A 19,321-nucleotide genomic window follows, 5' to 3' on the forward strand; every position below is an offset into this window, starting at 1 on the left:
CCGCTCTCCCGATGTGTGCGCCGCTCCCCCACACCCGCCGGACGGCCCCCCCCGCGCGGGGGGAGGGCCGTCCGGCGTATGCGGGCCCGCTCAGGCGCCCGTGAAGCGGCGCACGCCCGACGGCGTCACCACCGCGTGCACCGGCCGGTCGTGGGCCTGCGCCGGGACCCGGTCGACGACCTCCGTGTCGTACAGCAGCACCACCAGCGCGGGCCCCGCACCCGCGCGCTCCAGACGCGCGAGCACCCGGTCGTACGACCCGCCGCCGCGCCCCAGGCGCATCCCGCGCGCGTCCACCGCGAGCCCGGGCAGCAGCACGGCGTCCGCGCCGGTCACGGCGGCCGGGCCGAGACGCTCGCCGGAGGGCTCGAACAGGGCCATTTTTCCGCCATGTTGAATTCGCGCGAGGGAGTCCGGACCGGTGTACTCCCCCCAGTCCAGATCGTTGTCGGGCAGGAGGGCGGGGAGCAGGACGCGCACGCCTCGCGCGCGCAGGGCGTCCAGCAGGGCGAGCGTGCCGGGCTCCGTGCCGACGGAGACATAGGCCGCCACCGTGCGCGCACCCGCCAGTTCGGGCAGCTCCAGCGCGCGCCCGGCCAGCGCTTCGCCCGCCGCCCGGACGACATCCTCCGTCAACCTGTTCCTCACCGCGAGGAACTCCCGCCGCAATGTCCGCTTGTCAGGCTCGGCCGTGCGTCCGTCGTGTACCACTGGTCGTTCCGCACCCCTTTCTCAATGTGCTCATATGAGTGCCAATTGAACCGGAGCCACGGATTCCTTACAAAGGCACCGGATAAGGTTGCGGACATGACTCAGTCGCACCCCAGGATCAGCAAGGCTGTCATTCCCGCAGCAGGCCTCGGCACCCGGTTCCTGCCGGCCACCAAGGCCACTCCCAAGGAGATGCTGCCGGTCGTGGACAAGCCGGCGATCCAGTACGTGGTCGAGGAGGCCGTGTCGGCGGGGCTCGACGACGTCCTCATGATCACCGGACGCAACAAGCGTCCCCTCGAGGACCACTTCGACCGCAACTACGAGCTCGAATCGGCGCTCGGGAAGAAAGGCGACGCCGAGCGGCTCGCGAAGGTGCAGGAGTCCAGCGACCTGGCCACCATGCACTACGTGCGCCAGGGCGACCCCAGGGGCCTCGGCCACGCCGTTCTGTGCGCGGCCCCGCACGTCGGCCAGGAGCCCTTCGCCGTGCTCCTCGGCGACGACCTGATCGACCCCCGCGACCCGCTGCTCCAGCGCATGATCGAGATCCAGGAGCAGCACGGCGGCAGCGTGATCGCGCTCATGGAGGTCGCGCCCGAGCAGATCCACCTCTACGGCTGCGCGGCCGTGGAGGGCACCCCCGACAGTGACGTGGTCAAGGTGACCGGGCTGGTCGAGAAGCCGGACCCGGCCGACGCCCCCTCCCACTACGCGGTCATCGGCCGTTACGTCCTCGACCCGCACGTCTTCGACATACTCCGCAAGACCGAGCCCGGCCGCGGCGGCGAGATCCAGCTCACCGACGCCCTCCAGCAGCTCACCGAGGACGAGAAGGTCGGCGGCCCGGTGCACGGCGTCGTCTTCAAGGGCCGCCGCTACGACACCGGCGACCGTGGCGACTACCTGCGTGCCATTGTCAGACTGGCGTGCGAACGTGAGGATCTGGGCCCGGACTTCCGGACCTGGCTCCGCAGTTACGTAGCCGAGGAGATGCAGCAACGTTGAGCAGCGCCGCGACCCGCCCCGCCGGCCCGGACGACCTGTGGTCGGTGGACGACCACCTGGAGGACGTCCTCGGCAGCGTCCGCCCCCTCGAACCCATCGAGCTGCAACTGCTCGACGCCCAGGGCTGCGTCCTGGTCGAGGACATCACGGTGCCGGTCTCCCTGCCGCCGTTCGACAACAGCTCCATGGACGGGTACGCGGTACGGGTCGCGGATGTCGCGGGCGCCACCGAGGAGTTCCCGGCCGTCCTCGAGGTCGTCGGGGACGTCGCCGCGGGTCCGGGCCAGCCGGTGCGGGTCGGGCCCGGCCAGGCCGTCCGCATCATGACCGGGGCGCCGCTGCCGCCCGGCGCCGAGGCCGTCGTGCCCGTCGAGTGGACCGACGGCGGGCTCGGTGAGGGGCCCGTCACCGGGATGCGGGCGCGGAGTCTGGCACCGGAGGGCGGCGAGGGGCAGGTGCGCGTGCACCGCCCCGCCGAGGCACGCGCGCACGTGCGGGCCAAGGGAAGCGACGTGAAGGCCGGCGACCTGGCCCTGGAGGCAGGGACGGTCCTCGGCCCGCCGCAGCTCGCGCTGCTCGCCGCGGTCGGCCGGGGCACGGTACGGGTGCGCCCGCGCCCGCGCGTGGTCGTGCTGTCCACGGGCAGCGAACTCGTCCAGCCCGGCGAGGCGCTGGCGAACGGCCAGATCTACGACTCCAACAGCTTCGCCCTCACCGCGGCCGCCCGGGACGCGGGCGCCATCGCCTACCGGGTGGGCGCCGTCGCCGACGACGCCGACACCCTCCGGTCCACCATCGAGGACCAGCTCGTCCGCGCCGACCTGGTGGTCACCACGGGCGGGGTGAGCGTCGGCGCGTACGACGTCGTCAAGGAGGCGCTGTCCTACGCCGGGGACGCGGACGAGCCGGGCAGCGGGGTGGAGTTCCGCAAGCTCGCCATGCAGCCCGGCAAGCCCCAGGGCTTCGGCTCCATCGGCCCCGACCACATCCCCCTGCTGGCCCTGCCCGGCAACCCGGTGTCCTCGTACGTCTCCTTCGAGCTGTTCGTCCGGCCCGCCATCCGCACCCTGATGGGTCTCGAGGACGTCCACCGGCCCCGCGTCAGGGCCACCCTGACCGCGGACGGGCCGCTGCGCTCGCCCAAGGGGCGACGGCAGTTCCTGCGCGGCAGCTACGCCGACGGCACGGTGCGCCCGGTGGGCGGCGCCGGCTCCCATCTGGTCGCGGCGCTGGCGCATGCCGACGCGCTGATCGTCGTCCCCGAGGACGTGGAGTCCGTCGAGCCGGGCACCGAGCTGGAGGTCGTGCTGCTCGGCTGAGCGCCCCCCCAGGGGCCTGGCCCGGTGCCCGGCCCGGCTTGGCGGTACCGTGTCGCGCACAGCAGGCCCGTGCACCGCACCGCGACGGGCCCGGACCGGGAGCGCCACACAGCATGACTGAGCCTTCCCGGGGGGACACCCCCGGAGCCGCCGCACAGGACCGACTGACGCACATCGACGCGGCGGGCGCGGCCCGCATGGTCGATGTGTCCGGCAAGGACGTGACCGCCCGCACCGCGCGCGCGAGCGGCCGGGTCCTGGTGTCACCCCGGGTGGTCGAGCTGCTGCGCGGAGAGGGCGTCCCCAAGGGCGACGCCCTGGCCACCGCGCGCATCGCGGGCATCATGGGCGCCAAGCGCACCCCGGACCTGATCCCGCTGTGCCACCCGTTGTCGGTGTCCGGTGTGAAACTGGACCTGTCGGTCGCGGACGACGCCGTGCGGATCGAGGCCACCGTCAGGACGACGGACCGCACGGGCGTCGAGATGGAGGCCCTCACCGCGGTGACGGTCGCCGCGCTCACCGTGATCGACATGGTCAAGGCGGTCGACAAGGGAGCGGTCATCACGGACGTACGGGTCGAGGAGAAGACGGGCGGCAAGTCGGGCGACTGGAGCCGGGCATGAGCGCCGGGCCGTACCGCGCGCTGGTCGTCACCGCCTCCAACCGCGCCGCCGCCGGGGTCTACGAGGACAAGGGCGGCCCGCTGATCGCCGAGGGCCTCGCGGGCTTCGGCTTCGCCGTGGACGGCCCGCGGGTCGTGCCCGACGGGGACCCGGTGGCGGCGGCGCTGCGGGAGGCCGTGGCGGCCGGTTACGACGTGGTCGTCACCACCGGCGGCACCGGCATCTCGCCCACCGACCGCACACCCGAGGCGACCCGTCAGGTGATCGACCGCGAGGTGCCGGGCATCGCCGAGGCCATCCGGGCGTTCGGACGGGAGAAGGTGTCCACCGCCGCGCTCTCCCGCGGACTGGCCGGAGTGGCGCAGGGGACGCTGATCGTCAATCTGCCGGGTTCCAGCGGCGGGGTGCGGGACGGGCTCGCCGTCCTGGAGCCGCTGCTGGTCCACGCCGTCGACCAGATCCGCGGCGGTGACCACCCCAGACCCGGTGCCGGCAGTGGGGGTGCGAGCTGAATAGCCCGTCCTGGCCCGTCGTGCTGGCGGACGGCGATGTCGTCCTCCGGCCGATAAAGCTGCGCGACCAGCGGGTCTGGCGCGAGGTCAACCGGCGCAACCGCGACTGGCTGCGCCCCTGGGAGGCGACCATCCCGCCGCCCACCCCCAGCGGTCCGATCACCCACCGGCCGACCTACCGGCAGATGGTCCGGCACCTCAGGTCCGAGGCCAACGCGGGCCGGATGCTGCCGTTCGTCATCGAGTACCAGGGACAGCTCGTCGGGCAGCTGACGGTCGCCGGGATCACCTGGGGGTCGATGTGCTCGGGTCACGTCGGCTACTGGGTGGACGAGGGGGTGGCCGGACGCGGGGTGATGCCCACGGCGGTCGCGCTCGCGGTCGACCACTGTTTCCGCACCGTCGGTCTGCACCGCGTCGAGGTCTGCATTCGCCCCGAGAACCGGCCCAGCCGCCGGGTCGTGGAGAAACTCGGATTCCGCGAGGAGGGGCTGCGGCCGCGTTATCTGCACATCGACGGGGCCTGGCGCGACCACCTCGTCTACGCGCTCACGGCGGAGGAGGTGCCCGACGGCCTGCTCGCGCGCTGGCAGCGGGCACGATCCGAGCGGGGACGGCGGGAGAACACCCCGAGGAATCCCGCCTGACCCTGAAATTGAATACATGTTCGAAATTGATCGCCCGGGGGTCGCCTCGAGGCATTCAATTCGCGACTTCTCACGGTCCACTGATCACACCGGTCGCAAAAAAAGCTCGAAATATCAGCCAGATCGTGCGACACACCGGCCCAATTGGCGGATGGCCCCACGCAAACCCCTCTACCGTGTGAGACGTGAGCAGCAGCGGCCTCATCTACGCAGTCATCGTCGGGGCCTGGGCCGCCTACTTGGTGCCGATGTGGCTCCGTAGGCAGGACGAGCTGAACGAGGCCCGTCCGACGGAACGCTTCAGCACCGCCATCCGGCTGCTGTCCGGACGGGCGGGTATGGAGCGCCGGTACGCCAAGGACCTGCGGGCGCGCTCCGCCGAGGAGGGGGAGCCGGACGCCGGTGACCCGGACGCCGCCACCGACTCGGTGGACGTCCGGTCCTTCGCCATGCCTCCGACCCGCCGTCAGGTACGCGCCGACGTCGAACCGGAGCCGGCGGACCGGGCGGAACCCGAGCGCGACCGGCCCGGCACCCCGGCGCCCAAGTCGCCCCCCGCCACGCCCAAATCGTCGCCCGCGCCGAAGTCCGCGTCCGCGACCGGCTCCGTCCCCGTGCCCGCACAGGCACGGGTGCCCGCCCCGCGGAACACGGCCGCGGCACAGGCGGCCGCGGCGCGTGCCCGGCGCTCGAAGGTGCTCGCGCGCCGTCGGCGCACCACCGTGATGCTCTTCATCGCCTTCACCGCCGGTGCCATCGTCGCCGCCGTCGGCGGCCTCGCCTTCCTCTGGGCGCCCGGCGTGCCCGCCCTCATGCTCAGCGGCTACATCGCGTACCTGCGTACGCAGGAGCACCGCCGCTTCACGTACCAGATGGACCGCCGCCGCGCCGAGGACGCCGCCCGCAGCCTGCGCGAGCGCCAGCCGCGCCGGCACGCGCCCCTGGACGCGGACCCGGCCGCCGGCGAACCGGACGAGGAGCCGGCGACCGGAACCGACACCGGCATGTCCGTGCTCGCCGCCGACCGCCGCGCCCTCGTCGAGCAGACCGACCACGCCGAATGGGTCGACCAGCAGCGCGAGCGGCAGCGCCGGCCCGGCCACGGGGACAGCTGGGACCCGGTACCGGTGCCACTGCCCACCTACGTGACCGCACCGGTGGCGCCCAGGGCCACCGCCGACGTCGACCTCGGCGCGCCCGACACCTGGAGCTCGGCGCGCTCGGGCCCCCTGGTGCCGGAGCAGGACGGCCACGCGCCGGACGCCGAGGCGGACCGGGCGGCCGCCGAGCGCGAGCCGGCCGACGGCCGCGGTGACTCCGTCCCGCCCGCCCGGTCCCGCTCGCGCGGGGCGGCCTCCGGCACGGCTTCCGCACGCCGGACGCGCGAGCGCGGACGCACCCCGCTCTTCGACCAGTACGAGGACGGCGACCGTCCGCGCGCGGCCAACGAGTGACAGCGGCCACGCCCCCGGAAGTCCGCCTCTGACCAGTCAGGGAACGGATTTCCAAGCACCCCGACGGGGATGCTAGAGTTTCACTCGTTGCAAGGGCCTGTGGCGCAGTCCGGTAGCGCACCTCGTTCGCATCGAGGGGGCCAGGGGTTCAAATCCCCTCAGGTCCACGCATCATGAAGCCCCAGTCGGCGAAAGCCGACTGGGGCTTCATCGCGTTCACAGCCGCTTCGCGTAGCAGAGGCTCTCCTCGTGGTGGCGGTAGTAGCCGAACTTGGCGCAGGGCTCGTAACCGCTCGACGCGTACAGGGCGATGGCCTCCGGCTGCTTGGTGCCGGTCTCCAGGACCATGCGGACGCGTCCGGCCATGCGGGCGTCCTCCTCCAGGGCCGCGAGAATGCGGCGGGCGAGGCCGACACCGCGCATCTCCTCGACGACGAACATGCGCTTGAGCTCGGCGTCGCCGTCCTCGTTGCCCTCGCCGTTGCTGTCCTGACTGCGCCAGCCGCCGGTGGCGACCGGCCGGTCGCGCTCGTCGTACGCGATCAGGTACGCGCCGCGGGGCGGGTCGAAGTCGGTGGCGTCGAGCACCGTGGCGTCGCCGCCGTCGCCATAGCGCAGGTGGTACTCCTCCTGGACGACGTCGTTGAGCTTGACGGCGTCGGGGTGGTCGAAACGAACGCGGCGTATATTCATGCTGGGCATCGTACTTCTATGCATAGGGGAAAACTGACCTCGACCAGTGTGCCGGTATCGTGCCCTGGTGCTGACTGTGACCTCGGTGAACGTGTCCAGACCGAGGTCGGCCAAGAGGTCGAGGAGAGTGTTTTGCTGACGGTGACCTCGGTGAACGTGAACGGACTGCGGGCCGCCGCCAAGAAGGGCTTCGTGGAGTGGCTCGCCCAGACCTCCGCGGACGTCGTCTGTCTGCAGGAGGTGCGCGCCGAGCCGCACCAGCTTCCCGAGGAGGTCCGGCAGCCCGACGGCTGGCACGTCGTGCACGCCCCGGCCGCCGCGAAGGGGCGCGCGGGCGTCTCGCTGTACACCCGCCGCGAACCCGACCGCGTCCGCATCGGCTTCGGCTCGGCCGAGTTCGACGGCGGCGGGCGGTACGTGGAGGCCGACCTGCCCGGTGTCACCGTCGCCTCCCTCTACCTCCCCTCCGGCGAGGTCGGCACCGAGCGCCAGGACGAGAAGTTCCGCTTCATGGACGAGTTCCTGGTCCACCTCAAGGGGCTGCGGGAGCGGGCCGCCGCCGACGGGCGCCACGTGGTGGTCTGCGGCGACTGGAACATCGCCCACCAGCGGGCCGACCTGAAGAACTGGCGCGGCAACACCAAGAACTCCGGCTTCCTCCCCGAGGAGCGGGACTGGCTCACCCGGGTCCTCACCGCCGAGGACGGCGGCTACGTGGACGTCGTACGCGCCCTGCACCCGGACGTGGAGGGCCCGTACTCGTGGTGGTCGTACCGGGGGCGGGCCTTCGACAACGACACGGGATGGCGGATCGACTACCACCTGGCCACGCGGGGGCTCGCGGACCGGGCGGTCAAGGGGTTCGTCGAGCGCGCGGCCACGCACGCCGAGCGGTGGAGCGACCACGCGCCGGTGACCGCCGTCTACGACCTCTAGGGGCCTGTGGCGGCCCGCTCAGCCCCGTTTGCTGATCCGCCGGTCCAGGGCCAGGGAGAGTTCCGCCTCCACGACGCTGCGGGCCAGGGGGCGCAGGCGGTGGAGGTCCTCCTCGGGGGCGTGGCGGAGGATCATGTCGGTGAACAGGGTGGCGAGGGCGTCGGCGTGCTCGCGGACGCGTTTGCCGGCCGCCAGGACCTCCGCCAGGGGTATGCCCTCGCGGACCAGGGCGGAGGAGACGTCCAGCAGGCGGCGGCTGATGTGGACGATCTCGTCGCCGTCGGTGCCCAGATAGCCGAGGTCCATGGCGGCGGCCAGGTTCTCCGGGGTGACCTCGCCCTCGAAGCGGGCGGCGAGTTCCTCGGGGGTGAGGCGGACCGGCTCCTCCTCGGTGGGGGTGCCCACGCCGAGGACGTCGGCGACGTCGCGGCCCTGGTCGAGGGCCTCCGCGAGTTCCGCGATGCCGGTGAGGGTGTGGCCGCGCTCCAGGAGCGCCGCGATGGTGCGCAGGCGGGCCAGGTGGTGGTCGTCGTACCAGGCGATGCGGCCCTCGCGGCGGGGTGGCGGGATCAGCTTGCGTTCACGGTAGAAGCGCAGGGTGCGCACGGTGATGCCGGCCAGACGGGCCAGTTCCTCCATGCGGTACTCGCGTGCCCCGCCGCCCTGCTCGACCTCGTGTCCGCCGTCGTCCGTCACGGTCGCAGCCTATGTTGTACCGCCGGTAACTTTCCCTTTCTCACCCCCTACCGCTCGGTACGCCGCTGCTCTACAGTCCCATTGCGCCAGTGTTCACTGGCAGAGTCCAAGGCGATGCGTGGAGGCTTCGGGATGGCCGAGCACGAGCATGTACGGGTGGCGGTGATCGGGTCCGGGTTCGGCGGACTGGGGGCCGCGGTGCGGCTGCGCCGCGAGGGGATCACCGACTTCGTCGTCCTGGAGCGGGCCGACAGTGTCGGCGGCACCTGGCGGGACAACAGCTACCCCGGGTGCGCCTGTGACGTGCCCTCCCATCTGTACTCCTTCTCCTTCGCGCCCAACCCCGACTGGCCGCGCACCTTCTCCGGGCAGGAGCACATCCGCGCCTATCTGGAGCACGTCGCCGACGTCTTCGGGCTGCGCCCGCACATCCGCTTCGGCGCCGAGGTGAAGCTGATGCGCTGGGACGGCGAGCGGCTGCGGTGGGAGATCGAGACCGCGCGGGGCACGCTCACCGCAGACGTGGTCGTCTCCGCCACCGGGCCGCTGTCCGACCCGAAGATGCCCGAGATCCCGGGGCTCGAGTCCTTCCCCGGCAAGGTGTTCCACTCGGCCCGCTGGGACCACGACTACGATCTGCGCGGCAAACGGGTCGCCATGGTCGGCACCGGCGCCTCCGCCATCCAGATCGTGCCCGCCATCCAGCGCCAGGTCGGCCGGCTCACCCTCTTCCAGCGCACCCCGCCGTGGGTGATGCCGCGCATGGACCGCGCCATCAGCGCGGCCGAACGCCGGCTGCACCAGGCGCTTCCGTTCACCACCCGGCTCAGGCGCGGGATGCTGTGGGGCATCCGGGAGCTCCAGGTGCAGGCGTTCACCAAGCACCCCGACGAACTCGGCCTGGTCGAGCGGCTCGCCAAGCGCAACATGGCCCGCGCGGTGAAGGACCCGGCGCTGCGCGCCAAGCTCACCCCCGGCTACCGCATCGGCTGCAAGCGGATCCTGCTGTCCAGCGAGTACTACCCGGCCCTGGCCCGGCCCAATGTGGACGTCGTCGCGAGCGGGCTCAGCGAGATCCGCGGCTCCACCGTCGTCGCGGCCGACGGCAGCGAGGCGGAGGTCGACGCGATCATCTTCGGCACGGGCTTCCACGTCACGGACATGCCCATCGCCGAGCGGGTGGTCGGGGCGGAGGGCGTCACGCTCGCCGAGACCTGGAAGGGCGGCATGCGGGCGCTGCGCGGCGCCTCGGCCGCCGGGTTCCCGAACTGGATGACGATCATCGGGCCCAACACCGGCCTCGGCAACTCCTCGATGATCCTCATGATCGAGTCCCAGCTCAACTACATGGCGGACTACCTGCGCCAGCTCGACGTGCTCGGCGGCCGCGCCGCCCTGGACGCGCGGCCCGCCGCCGTCGACGCCTGGAACCACAAGGTCCAGGAGCGCATGAAGCGGACCGTGTGGAACACCGGCGGCTGCACGAGCTGGTACCTCGACCCGAGCGGCCGCAACACCACCATCTGGCCCGGTACGACGGCGGAGTTCCGGCGCGCGACCCGGCGGGTGGACCTGGCGGAGTACGAGGTCGTCCGGCAGCCCGGCGCCCGGGCCGCCGAGGCCGGTCCGGTGGCGGGACGGCAGAGCGAGGCCGCCGTATGAGCCGGATCACCGCGGTGGCCTCCGGCCCCTACGCCCCGCCGGTGCCGGACCGCGTCCTCACCGTGGTCTCCGCCGACGGTGCCCGGCTGCACGCCGAGGTGCACGGCCCCGAGGACGCGCCCCCCGTCGTCCTCTCCCACGGCTGGACCTGTTCGACCGCGTTCTGGGCGGCGCAGATCCGGGAGCTGGCGGCCGACCACCGGGTGATCGCCTACGACCAGCGGGGGCACGGGCGCAGTCCGGCTAGCCGCGCCTGCACCACCGAGGCGCTCGCCGACGACCTCGAGGCGGTGCTCGCCGAGACCCTCGCGCCCGGGGAGAAGGCGCTGGTCGTCGGCCACTCCATGGGCGGGATGACGGTCATGGCCGCCTCCGCGCGTCCCCGCTTCCGTGAACACGCCGCGGCCGTCCTGCTGTGCAGCACCGGCAGCTCCCGGCTGGTCGCCGAGGCGCGTGTGGTACCGCTGCGCGCCGGGCGGGCACGCACCTGGCTCACCGGGCGCGTGCTCAGCTCCCGCGCCCCGCTCGGGCCGGTCACGCCGCTGGCGATGCGGGTCCTCAAGTACGGCACCATGGGCGCCGGTTCGGCCCCGCACATGGTGGAGGCGTGCGCGCGGATCGTGCACGCCTGCCCGCGCACCGTGCGTCACGCCTGGGCGGGCATGCTGGCGGCGCTCGACCTCGACCACGGGGTACGGGAGTTGCGCGTGCCCACCGCGGTGGTACACGGCGCCGCCGACCGGCTGACGCCCGTGGCGCACGCCCACGCGCTGGTCGCCGCGCTGCCCCGGTGTCTCGGTCTCACCGAGCTGCCCGGCGTCGGCCACATGTCTCCCGTCGAGGCCCCGGAGCGGGTGACCGGGAGAATCCGGGAGCTCGTCACCACCTACGTCACGGGGGACGCCCCCGTCTCCCGTTCCACCGTCGTGCAGCAGATCAAGGAGGGCGCATGAGCAGGGTCAGCCTCGAAGGACAGGTCGCCGTCGTCACCGGAGCGGCGCGCGGCGTCGGCGAGTTGCTCGCCCGCAAGCTCTCCGCACGCGGTGCCAGGGTCGCGCTGGTCGGCCTGGAGGAGGACGCGCTCAAGGAGGTCTCCGGGCGGCTGCACAGCGAGAGCGCGCACTGGTACGCCGACGTCACCGACCACGAGGCGATGAGCCGGGTGGCGCAGGAGGTGAAGGCGCGCTTCGGCAAGGTCGACATCGTCGTCGCCAACGCCGGTGTGGCGACCGGGGGGCCCTTCATCGACTCCGATCCGGAGGCCTGGCGGCGGGTGATCGAGGTGAACCTGATCGGTTCGGCGGTCACGGCCCGCGCGTTCCTGCCGGTGCTGGTCGAGAGCCGGGGCTATCTGCTGCAGATCGCCTCGCTCGCCGCGATCACCCCGGCGCCGATGATGTCGGCGTACTGCGCCTCCAAGTCGGGTGTGGAGGCGTACGCGCACAGTCTGCGGGCCGAGGTCGGCTACCAGGGCGTCCGGGTGGGCGTCGGGTACCTGTCCTGGACCGACACCGACATGGTGCGCGGCGCCGACCAGGACGACGTGATGCGGGAACTGCGGCAGCGGCTGCCGTGGCCGTCGAACAAGACGTACCCGCTGGGCCCGGCGGTGGACCGGATCGTCGCCGGCATCGAGCGGCGTTCGGCGCATGTGTACGGGCAGTGGTGGCTGCGCGGCATGCAGGGTGTGCGCGGCTATCTGCCCGCGCTCATCGGCACGGTGGGCCAGCGGGAGATGCGGCGGTTCGCGCCACGGCTCCAGGGGATGCGCTCCGGGCTCGTCGGCGCAGGTGGGGAGGCCGATGAGGCGGCCCGGGCTACGCAGCGTAACTGATCGACATGCGCAGCGTGTTGGGTCGTGTGAATCTGGTCGAGGCCCCAGCGGGGGCCGAAACCCCACCCACTTCGGGAGTGAACCCACATGGGTATGAAGGACCAGTTCAGCGAGAAGACCAACGTCCGGCAGGACCAGGCCCGCGAGAAGGTCGGCCAGGCCCGGGAGAAGGCCGGTCAGGGTCAGCGCGGCCCGCAGCAGGGCCAGCACGGGCAGCAGCACGGGCAGCAGCAGGGTCAGCGTGGCCACCAGCAGCCTGAGCGGGGCCGTCAGAACATGCGCGACACCGAGGAGTCGGAGCGGGAGATGGACGACCGCTTCGACGCCGACTACGACGCGTAACGCTGCGCGGGCTTCGGCCGGTTCGGCAGCTTGGGGTGCCCTCCGATCTTTCGGGGGGCACCTTGCTGTGTTCGGGGGCGGGGTGTCGGGGGTGCGTCGTCCGGTGCGGGTGGGTGGGGGCTTGTCGCGCAGTTCCCCGCGCCCCTTAAGAGATTGCGGTGGGGGCTTGTCGCGCAGTTCCCCGCGCCCCTGAAGGCTTGCGCAGTTCCCCGCGCCCCTGAAAGCTCGCGCAAGTTCCCCGCGCCCCTAGGTGGTGGGTCTTGGGGGGAGGGTGGGGCGGGGGGTGTTGGGGACGTCGGAGTAGTCGGGGGGTTCCGCTGCGGGGTTGGTCTGGAGGAGTTCCAGGGCCAGTTGGATCGCGTCGTCGAGTTGGGCGTGGCGGCCCTCGGCCCAGTCGAGCGGGGTGCGCAGGATCTCCAGGTCCGGGGTCACGCCGTGGTTCTCCACGGACCAGCCGTAGGCGTCGAACCAGGCCGCGTTCATCGGGACCGTGATCACCGTGCCGTCGCCGAGCCGGTGCCGGCCGGTCATGCCGACCACTCCGCCCCAGGTGCGCTGGCCGACGACCGGACCCAGCTTGAGCAGCTTGAAGGCGGCGGTGATCATGTCGCCGTCGGAGGAGGTCGCCTCGTCGGCGAGGGCCACGATCGGGCCCCGGGGCGCGTTCGAGGGGTACGACACCGGCTGCGCGTTGCGGGTCAGGTCCCAGCCGAGGATCGTACGGCTCAGGGTCTCGATGACGAGTTCGCTGATGTGCCCGCCCGCGTTGCCGCGCACGTCCACGATCAGCGCGGGCCGGGACACCTCCATGCGCAGGTCCCGGTTGAACTGGGCCCAGCCGGAGCCGCCCATGTCGGGGATGTGCAGGTAGCCGCACCGGCCGCCGCTCAACTCGCGGACGACCTCGCGGCGTTTGGCCACCCAGTCCTGGTAGCGCAGCGGCCGCTCGTCGATGAGCGGCACGATGGCGACCCGCCGGGCCCGCCCCGGCTCGCCCGGCGGCGGGGTGAACGTCAGCTCGGTCGTCGTCCCGCCCGAGCCCGCGAGCAGCGGGTACGGCCCGGTCACCGGATCGACGGGGCGGCCGTCCACGTGGGTCAGTACGGCGCCCTCCCGGATGCCCGTGCCGGCCAGCGGCGAGCGGGCCTTGGAGTCGGAGGAGTCGCCGGGCAGGATGCGCTTGACCGCCCAACCGCCGTCCCGTTCGACCAGGTTGGCGCCGAGCAGGCCCTGCCAGCGCTGGTAGTGGGGCGGGCCCTCGTTGCGGCGGGCGGCGGTGACGTAGGCGTGCGAGGTGCCCAGCTCGCCGAGGACCTCGCGCAGCAGGTCGGCGAAGTCGTCGGGGGAGGCGACCTGTTCGACCAGCGGCCGGTACTGGTCGAGCACCCCGTCCCAGTCGATGCCGCACATTCCGGGGTCCCAGAAGTAGGCGCGGATGAGACGGCCGGCCTCGTCGTAGGCCTGGCGCCATTCGGCGGGCGGATCGGCGTGGTGCACGATGCGGCGCAGGTCGATCCAGACGGTCGTGTCGGCGTCGCCGGGCTCGGTCGACGGCACCGCGCGCAGGTCTCCCTCGTCGACCACCATCAGCCGGGTCGCGTCCCCGCTCACCGCGAACCAGTCCAGGTGGTCGACCAGTTCGGACTTCTTGGCCTTGGCGATGTTGAAGTACTCGAGCGTCGGCCGGCCGCTGATGTCCGCCGGGTTGGCGAAGGTCTCGCCGAGCGCCCCGGAGATGGGCCAGCGCAGCCAGACCAGGCCCCCGCCGGCCACCGGGTACAGCGCGGAGTACTTGGAGGCGACGACCGGGAACGGGGTCACCCGGTTCTCCAGGCCCTCCACCTCCACGGTCACCGCGCCGCCCTCGCCGCCGCCCTCGTCCTCGAGCGGGTCGAGCCCCCCGGCGGCCGGTCGGCCCTCGGGGTTCAGGGCGAACGGGGAGGGGGTCGCCGAGGAGAGCGGGACCAGGTACGGGCGGCAGCCCAGCGGGAAGGACAGGTCGCCGGTGTGGACGTCGTACACCGGGTCGAAGCCGCGCCAGGACAGGAAGGCGAGGTAGCGGCCGTCGCGGGTGAAGACGGGGTTCTCGTCCTCGAAGCGGCCGTTGGTGACGTCCACGACGTGCCGGTCCTTGATGCGGGCCAGCTTGATCTGCCGCAGCGAGCGGCCGATCCCCGGGTGGGACCAGGTGATCCAGGAGCCGTCGGGGGAGAAGGCGAGGTCGCGTACGGGACCGTTGGCGGACCGGATCAGCTCGGTGACCCGGCCGTCCGGGACCGCGGCGGCCCCGCCGCCGGAGTTCCCGGAGTTCCCGGAGTTCCCGGAGTTCCCGGAGTCCGCGGAGTCCGCGGAGTCGTTCCCGGCCCACGCCGGGCCCTCGTCGGCGGTCCCTGCCGCTCCCTCGGCCGCCTCGTCGTCCGTGACGTCGATCAGCAGCAGCCGTCCGTCGTGGGAGGCGACGGCCAGCCGTTCGCCCAGCGGGTCGGACACCATCTCCAGGACCCGCCCCAGCTCGCCCCGGCCCAGCCGGTGTGTGGCGCGGTCGCCGGAGGCACGGGGGAGCCGGGCGATCTCGACGGCGTCCTCGCCCTCGGCGTCCGTCACGTACGCCACCTGCCCGGTGGAGCCGAGCATCTCCGGCAGCCGCACCCGGACCCCGGGCGTGTCCGTGATCGTGCGGGACGGGCCGTCCCGGTGGGTGAGCCAGTACAGGCTGCCCCGGACGACGACCGCGCTGGCCCGCCCGGTCTCGTCCACGGAGATGCCGTCCACGTGCTGGGCGGCCGGCACCTGGTGCCGGCGGCGCCCCGCGCGCGGGCCGCCGAGCCGGACGTCCAGCCTGCGCGGTACGGCGTCCGGGGCGAAGTCCTCCACGAGCCACAGCTCGCCCGCGCACTGGTAGACCACCCGGGTGCCGTCGCTCGAGGCGTGCCGGGCGTAGAAGGCGTCGTGGTCGGAGTGGCGGCGCAGGTCGGAACCGTCGTACGCGCAGGAGTAGAGGTTGCCGACGCCCTCGTGGTCGGAGAGGAATGCGATCCGGCCGCCGACGAACATGGGCGAGTGCAGATGCCCGCCGATGTCCGGCAGCAGCCGCTGTCCGTGCAGCCAGAGCCGGCCCATGGCGCCGCCCCGGTACCGCTTCCAGGAGGCGGGTTCGTGCGGCGGGGTGCCGGTGAGCAGCAGGCTTCTGCGCTCGCCGTCGATGTCGGCGGCCTGGATGTCGGAGACCGGTCCCCAGGGCAGTTTGCGGCCGGGCGCGCCGTCCGTGGTCAGCTTGTAGGCCCAGGTGAAGTAGGAGAAGGGCTCGCCGTGGGAGGTGACGGCGAGGATGTCGCCGTCGGGGGTCCAGCCGCACACCCGGGTGTCGGCGCTGCCCCAGTACGTCAGCTGCCGCGCCGGTCCGCCGTCGACGCCGACGAGGTGGATCTCGGGCGCGAGGCTGCGCCAGGTGGCGTAGGCGATGTGGCGGCCGTCGGGCGAGAAGCGGGGGTGCCCGGTCTTGGCTCGGTCCACGGTCAGCCGCCAGGCCCGGCCCGGGGAGTCCAGGGGGGTCAGCCAGAGGTCGTCCTCGGCCACGAAGCACAGCAGGTCGTCGTTGAGGTGGGGCAGGCGCAGATAGCTCACCTCCCCATGCTTTTCCGGGGGAGGGGGCCCAGCAACCGGAGCGGGCCGGAGCGGACCGGGGGCGGCGGGAGCGGAGCCGGAGCCGTTTGGGGGCGCCGCCTTATGGAAATCCGACAGTCGTGACCCAGGACACGAACGAAACCGTTTCGTTTCGCTTGTGGACGGGGTACATTCGTCGTGTACGAAACCGTGTCGTTCCAAGCGGGCAGCCGCATCGGGAAGGTGAGAGACATGACTGAGACCGCCGCCGTGCGTCGCAGTCGGATCACGCCCGAACGCGAGGCCGAGTTGTACGAGGCCGTGCTCGACCTGCTCCGCGAAGTCGGTTACGACGCCCTCACCATGGACGCCGTCGCCGCCCGCACCCGGTCCAGCAAGGCCACGCTCTACCGCCAGTGGGGCGGCAAGGCCGAACTGGTCGTCAAGGCCATCCGGCACGGCAAGCCCGACCGGAGCGGTGAGATCGACACGGGCACGCTCCGGGGCGACCTGCACGCGCTGGCGCTGCTCGAGGACGACTGCACCATCGAGCAGAACTCGGCGCTCATGCGGGGCGTCGCCATGGCGATGCACAACAACCCGGATCTGCGCGAGGCCTTCCGGGCCCAGCTCGTGGAGCCGGAGATCTCCGGCTTCCACCAGGTGATCCAGCGTGCGATCGACCGGGGCGAGATCCGCCCCGACTGTCCCGCGCTCGACTTCCTGCTGCACATGATGGTCGGCGGTTTCGCCACCCGGGCGCTGCTCGACGACCAGCCGCCCACCCAGGCCTTCCTCATCTCGTACATCGACGCCGTGGTCCTCCCCGCCCTCGGCGTCACCACCTCCTGATCACGCTGATCATCCCCTGATCGCTCTCCCCAGCAAGCCCATCTTCTGACGTCACCGCTCACGTCGTCGGGCTGATCGCCCCTGCCCAGCTGAACCCAACGACCTGACCGGGAGTACGCCCTCGTGGCCACGTTCCTCTACAAACTCGGCCGGCTCGCCTTCCGGCGACGGCACTTCGTCGCCCTCATATGGGTCGCGCTGCTCACCCTCGCCGGGGTGGGCGCAGCCTCCGCGCCGCCCGCCGGCAGCACCTCCTTCTCCATCCCCGGTACGGAGGCCCAGAAGGCCTTCGACCTGCTGGAACAGCGCTACCCCGGGATGAGCGCCGACGGCGCCACCGCGCGGGTCGTCTTCAAGGCGCCGGACGGCGAGAAGATGACGGACAAGGCGAACAAGGCCACCGTCCGCAAGACGGTGAAGGAGCTGCAGAGCGGCTCCGAGGTGGTCTCCGTCGCCGACCCGTACGCCGGGCACGCCGTCAGCAAGGACGGCACCATCGCCTACGCCTCGGTGAAGTACAAGGTCTCCGGCATGGAGCTGGAGGACTCCGCCAAGGACGCCCTCAAGGACGCAGGGCAGGACGCGCGGGACGCCGGGCTGACGGTCGAGATCGGCGGTGACGCGCTGACCGCGACGCCCGAGACCGGCTCCAGCGAGGTCATCGGCATCGCGATCGCCGCGGTCGTCCTCGTCATCACCTTCGGCTCGCTGCTCGCGGCCGGATTCCCGCTGCTGACCGCGATCATCGGCGTCGCCATCGGCGTCTCCACGATCACCGCGCTGGCCAGTGCCCTGGACCTGGGCTCGACCACCTCCACCCTGGCCTCGATGATCGGCCTCGCCGTCGGCATCGACTACGCCCTGTTCATCGTCTCCCGCTACCGCGCCGAACTGGCCGAGGGCCGCGGGCGCGAGGACGCGGCCGGCCGGGCCGTCGGCACGGCGGGCTCGGCGGTGGTCTTCGCCGGACTGACCGTCGTCATCGCCCTCGTCGGCCTCTCCGTGGTCAACATCCCGATGCTGACCAAGATGGGCGTCGCCGCCGCCGGCACGGTCGCCATCGCGGTCCTGATCGCGCTCACCCTGATCCCGGCACTGCTCGGCTACGCGGGCCGCAGGATCAAGCCGACCGGCGAGAAGAGCAAGCTGCTCGGCGGGGGCCGCACGCCGAAGAAGCCGGGCCGCCCGAACATGGGCACCCGCTGGGCGAGCTTCGTCGTACGGCGCCCGGTCGCCGTGCTGCTGCTCGGTGTGATCGGCCTCGGCGCGGCGGCCATCCCGGCCGCCTCCCTGGAACTGGGCCTGCCCGACGACGGCTCCCAGCCGGTCTCCACCACCCAGCGCCGCGCCTACGACCTCCTCTCCGAGGGCTTCGGCCCCGGCTTCAACGGCCCCCTGATGGTCGTGGTCGACGCCAAGGACAGCGACCACCCCAAGGCGGCCTTCACCAAGGTCGGCGACGAGATCAAGGGCCTGAAGGACGTCGTCACGGTCACCCCGGCCACGCCCAACAAGGCGGGCGACACCGCGACGATCACCGTCGTCCCGGACTCCAAGCCGTCGTCGGCCACCACCGAGGACCTGGTGCACGCCATCCGTGACAAGGGCGCGGACATCACCTCCGCGACCGACGCGAAGGTGCTGGTCACCGGCTCCACGGCGATGAACATCGACGTCTCGCAGAAGCTGAACGACGCCCTGCTGCCGTACCTCGCCCTCGTGGTCGGCCTCGCGTTCCTGCTGCTGATCGTGGTCTTCCGCTCGATCCTGGTCCCGCTGAAGGCGGCCCTCGGCTTCCTGCTCAGCGTGATGGCCGCCCTCGGTGCCGTGGTCGCGGTCTTCCAGTGGGGCTGGCTGTCGGGCCTGATGAACGTGGAGGAGACCGGCCCGGTCATGTCGATGATGCCGATCTTCATGGTCGGCGTGGTCTTCGGACTGGCCATGGACTACGAGGTGTTCCTCGTGACCCGGATGCGCGAGGCGTACGTCCACGGGGAGAAGCCCCAGCAGGCCGTCGTCACCGGGTTCAAGCACGGGGCGCGCGTGGTCACGGCCGCCGCCGTCATCATGATCGCCGTCTTCTCCGGCTTCATCGGCTCCAGCGAGTCGATGGTGAAGATGATCGGCTTCGGTCTCGCCGTCGCCGTCTTCTTCGACGCCTTCATCGTCCGCATGGCCATCGTCCCGGCGGTGCTCGCGCTGCTCGGCAAGCGGGCCTGGTGGCTGCCGAGGTGGCTGGACCGGGCGCTGCCCAACGTGGACGTCGAGGGTGACGGACTGCGCACCGACGCGGACCGCCGGGACCCCGACGCGGAGAAGGAGCTGGTACGCGCCTGACGTACCGCTTGTGAGAAGACCGGCCGGTGAGGGATCCGTGGGGACGGGGCTGCCCTCACCGGCCTCTTCCTGTCCGCCGCCGGGCCGGG

Annotated in this window: 17 protein-coding genes and 1 tRNA gene; 14 read left to right on the forward strand and 4 right to left on the reverse strand. The window is 72.3% G+C overall.

What is annotated here, in order from left to right:
• Positions 1 to 90: 90 nt before the first annotated feature.
• Complete coding sequence (locus tag ABZ478_RS21275) at positions 91 to 711, reverse strand: 5-formyltetrahydrofolate cyclo-ligase (protein ID WP_359551695.1); 621 nt, start codon at positions 709 to 711, stop codon at positions 91 to 93.
• A gap of 96 nt (positions 712 to 807) precedes the next feature.
• Here ABZ478_RS21275 and galU point away from each other — a divergent pair, with 96 nt between their 5' ends.
• From galU to ABZ478_RS21310, 7 genes are all read left to right on the forward strand, one after another.
• Positions 808 to 1,719: a UTP--glucose-1-phosphate uridylyltransferase GalU gene (gene galU / locus ABZ478_RS21280; RefSeq protein ID WP_359551698.1), complete on the forward strand. Its 912-nt coding sequence runs from the start codon at positions 808 to 810 to the stop codon at positions 1,717 to 1,719.
• Entirely contained in the window at positions 1,716 to 3,038 is a 1,323-nt protein-coding gene (gene glp / locus ABZ478_RS21285; RefSeq protein WP_359551701.1) for a gephyrin-like molybdotransferase Glp, read from the forward strand. Before galU ends, glp begins: the two co-directional genes overlap by 4 nt.
• A 113-nt stretch (positions 3,039 to 3,151) precedes the next feature.
• Positions 3,152 to 3,664, forward strand: coding sequence for a cyclic pyranopterin monophosphate synthase MoaC (moaC, locus tag ABZ478_RS21290; RefSeq protein WP_250399457.1), 513 nt, complete (start codon positions 3,152 to 3,154; stop codon positions 3,662 to 3,664).
• A complete protein-coding gene (locus tag ABZ478_RS21295; RefSeq protein ID WP_359551703.1) occupies positions 3,661 to 4,176 on the forward strand; it encodes a MogA/MoaB family molybdenum cofactor biosynthesis protein in 516 nt (171 codons plus the stop codon). Before moaC ends, ABZ478_RS21295 begins: the two co-directional genes overlap by 4 nt.
• A gap of 20 nt (positions 4,177 to 4,196) precedes the next feature.
• The gene (locus ABZ478_RS21300) at positions 4,197 to 4,823 is read left to right on the forward strand and encodes a GNAT family protein (protein WP_359551706.1); all 627 of its coding nucleotides are present in this window, start codon (positions 4,197 to 4,199) and stop codon (positions 4,821 to 4,823) included.
• A 185-nt stretch (positions 4,824 to 5,008) separates the two neighbouring features.
• On the forward strand, positions 5,009 to 6,277 hold the full coding sequence (gene glpR / locus ABZ478_RS21305) for a gephyrin-like molybdotransferase receptor GlpR (RefSeq protein WP_359551708.1): 1,269 nt from the start codon (positions 5,009 to 5,011) through the stop codon (positions 6,275 to 6,277).
• 93 nt (positions 6,278 to 6,370) lie between these two features.
• Positions 6,371 to 6,444: transfer RNA gene (locus tag ABZ478_RS21310), tRNA-Ala, on the forward strand.
• A 49-nt stretch (positions 6,445 to 6,493) separates the two neighbouring features.
• On the opposite strand, the gene ABZ478_RS21315 is transcribed toward ABZ478_RS21310, so the two are convergent.
• Positions 6,494 to 6,970 carry a GNAT family N-acetyltransferase gene (locus tag ABZ478_RS21315; RefSeq protein WP_359551710.1) on the reverse strand — a complete coding sequence of 159 codons (477 nt, stop codon included), beginning with the start codon at positions 6,968 to 6,970 and terminating at the stop codon, positions 6,494 to 6,496.
• Between the two features lie 132 nt (positions 6,971 to 7,102).
• Between ABZ478_RS21315 and ABZ478_RS21320 the strand changes: the two genes are divergently transcribed.
• Positions 7,103 to 7,906, forward strand: a complete 804-nt coding sequence (locus tag ABZ478_RS21320) for an exodeoxyribonuclease III (protein ID WP_359551712.1) — start codon at positions 7,103 to 7,105, stop codon at positions 7,904 to 7,906.
• 18 nt (positions 7,907 to 7,924) lie between these two features.
• On the opposite strand, the gene ABZ478_RS21325 is transcribed toward ABZ478_RS21320, so the two are convergent.
• Entirely contained in the window at positions 7,925 to 8,545 is a 621-nt protein-coding gene (locus ABZ478_RS21325) for a MerR family transcriptional regulator (protein WP_358929012.1), read from the reverse strand.
• A gap of 189 nt (positions 8,546 to 8,734) precedes the next feature.
• Between ABZ478_RS21325 and ABZ478_RS21330 the strand changes: the two genes are divergently transcribed.
• The 4 genes from ABZ478_RS21330 to ABZ478_RS21345 all read left to right on the forward strand — a co-directional run bounded on the left by ABZ478_RS21330 (position 8,735) and on the right by ABZ478_RS21345 (position 12,440).
• Positions 8,735 to 10,264, forward strand: a complete 1,530-nt coding sequence (locus tag ABZ478_RS21330; RefSeq protein ID WP_359551715.1) for an NAD(P)/FAD-dependent oxidoreductase — start codon at positions 8,735 to 8,737, stop codon at positions 10,262 to 10,264.
• On the forward strand, positions 10,261 to 11,217 hold the full coding sequence (locus ABZ478_RS21335; RefSeq protein ID WP_359551717.1) for an alpha/beta hydrolase: 957 nt from the start codon (positions 10,261 to 10,263) through the stop codon (positions 11,215 to 11,217). The genes ABZ478_RS21330 and ABZ478_RS21335 overlap by 4 nt, the downstream gene beginning before the upstream one ends.
• On the forward strand, positions 11,214 to 12,098 hold the full coding sequence (locus tag ABZ478_RS21340; protein WP_359551719.1) for an SDR family oxidoreductase: 885 nt from the start codon (positions 11,214 to 11,216) through the stop codon (positions 12,096 to 12,098). Before ABZ478_RS21335 ends, ABZ478_RS21340 begins: the two co-directional genes overlap by 4 nt.
• Before the next feature lie 87 nt (positions 12,099 to 12,185).
• Entirely contained in the window at positions 12,186 to 12,440 is a 255-nt protein-coding gene (locus tag ABZ478_RS21345; RefSeq protein ID WP_359551722.1) for a hypothetical protein, read from the forward strand.
• 246 nt (positions 12,441 to 12,686) lie between these two features.
• On the opposite strand, the gene ABZ478_RS21350 is transcribed toward ABZ478_RS21345, so the two are convergent.
• Complete coding sequence (locus ABZ478_RS21350) at positions 12,687 to 16,064, reverse strand: S41 family peptidase (protein WP_359551724.1); 3,378 nt, start codon at positions 16,062 to 16,064, stop codon at positions 12,687 to 12,689.
• Positions 16,065 to 16,295: 231 nt separating this feature from the next.
• Between ABZ478_RS21350 and ABZ478_RS21355 the strand changes: the two genes are divergently transcribed.
• Both ABZ478_RS21355 and ABZ478_RS21360 read left to right on the forward strand, forming a co-directional pair.
• The gene (locus ABZ478_RS21355) at positions 16,296 to 16,895 is read left to right on the forward strand and encodes a TetR/AcrR family transcriptional regulator (protein WP_359551727.1); all 600 of its coding nucleotides are present in this window, start codon (positions 16,296 to 16,298) and stop codon (positions 16,893 to 16,895) included.
• A 123-nt stretch (positions 16,896 to 17,018) separates the two neighbouring features.
• Positions 17,019 to 19,232 (forward strand): MMPL family transporter, encoded by a 2,214-nt coding sequence (locus tag ABZ478_RS21360; RefSeq protein ID WP_359551729.1) that lies wholly within the window; start codon positions 17,019 to 17,021, stop codon positions 19,230 to 19,232.
• Positions 19,233 to 19,321: the final 89 nt, after the last annotated feature.

Origin of the sequence: Streptomyces sp. NPDC005706, assembly GCF_040631045.1 — a bacterium.
Classification (GTDB): domain Bacteria; phylum Actinomycetota; class Actinomycetes; order Streptomycetales; family Streptomycetaceae; genus Streptomyces.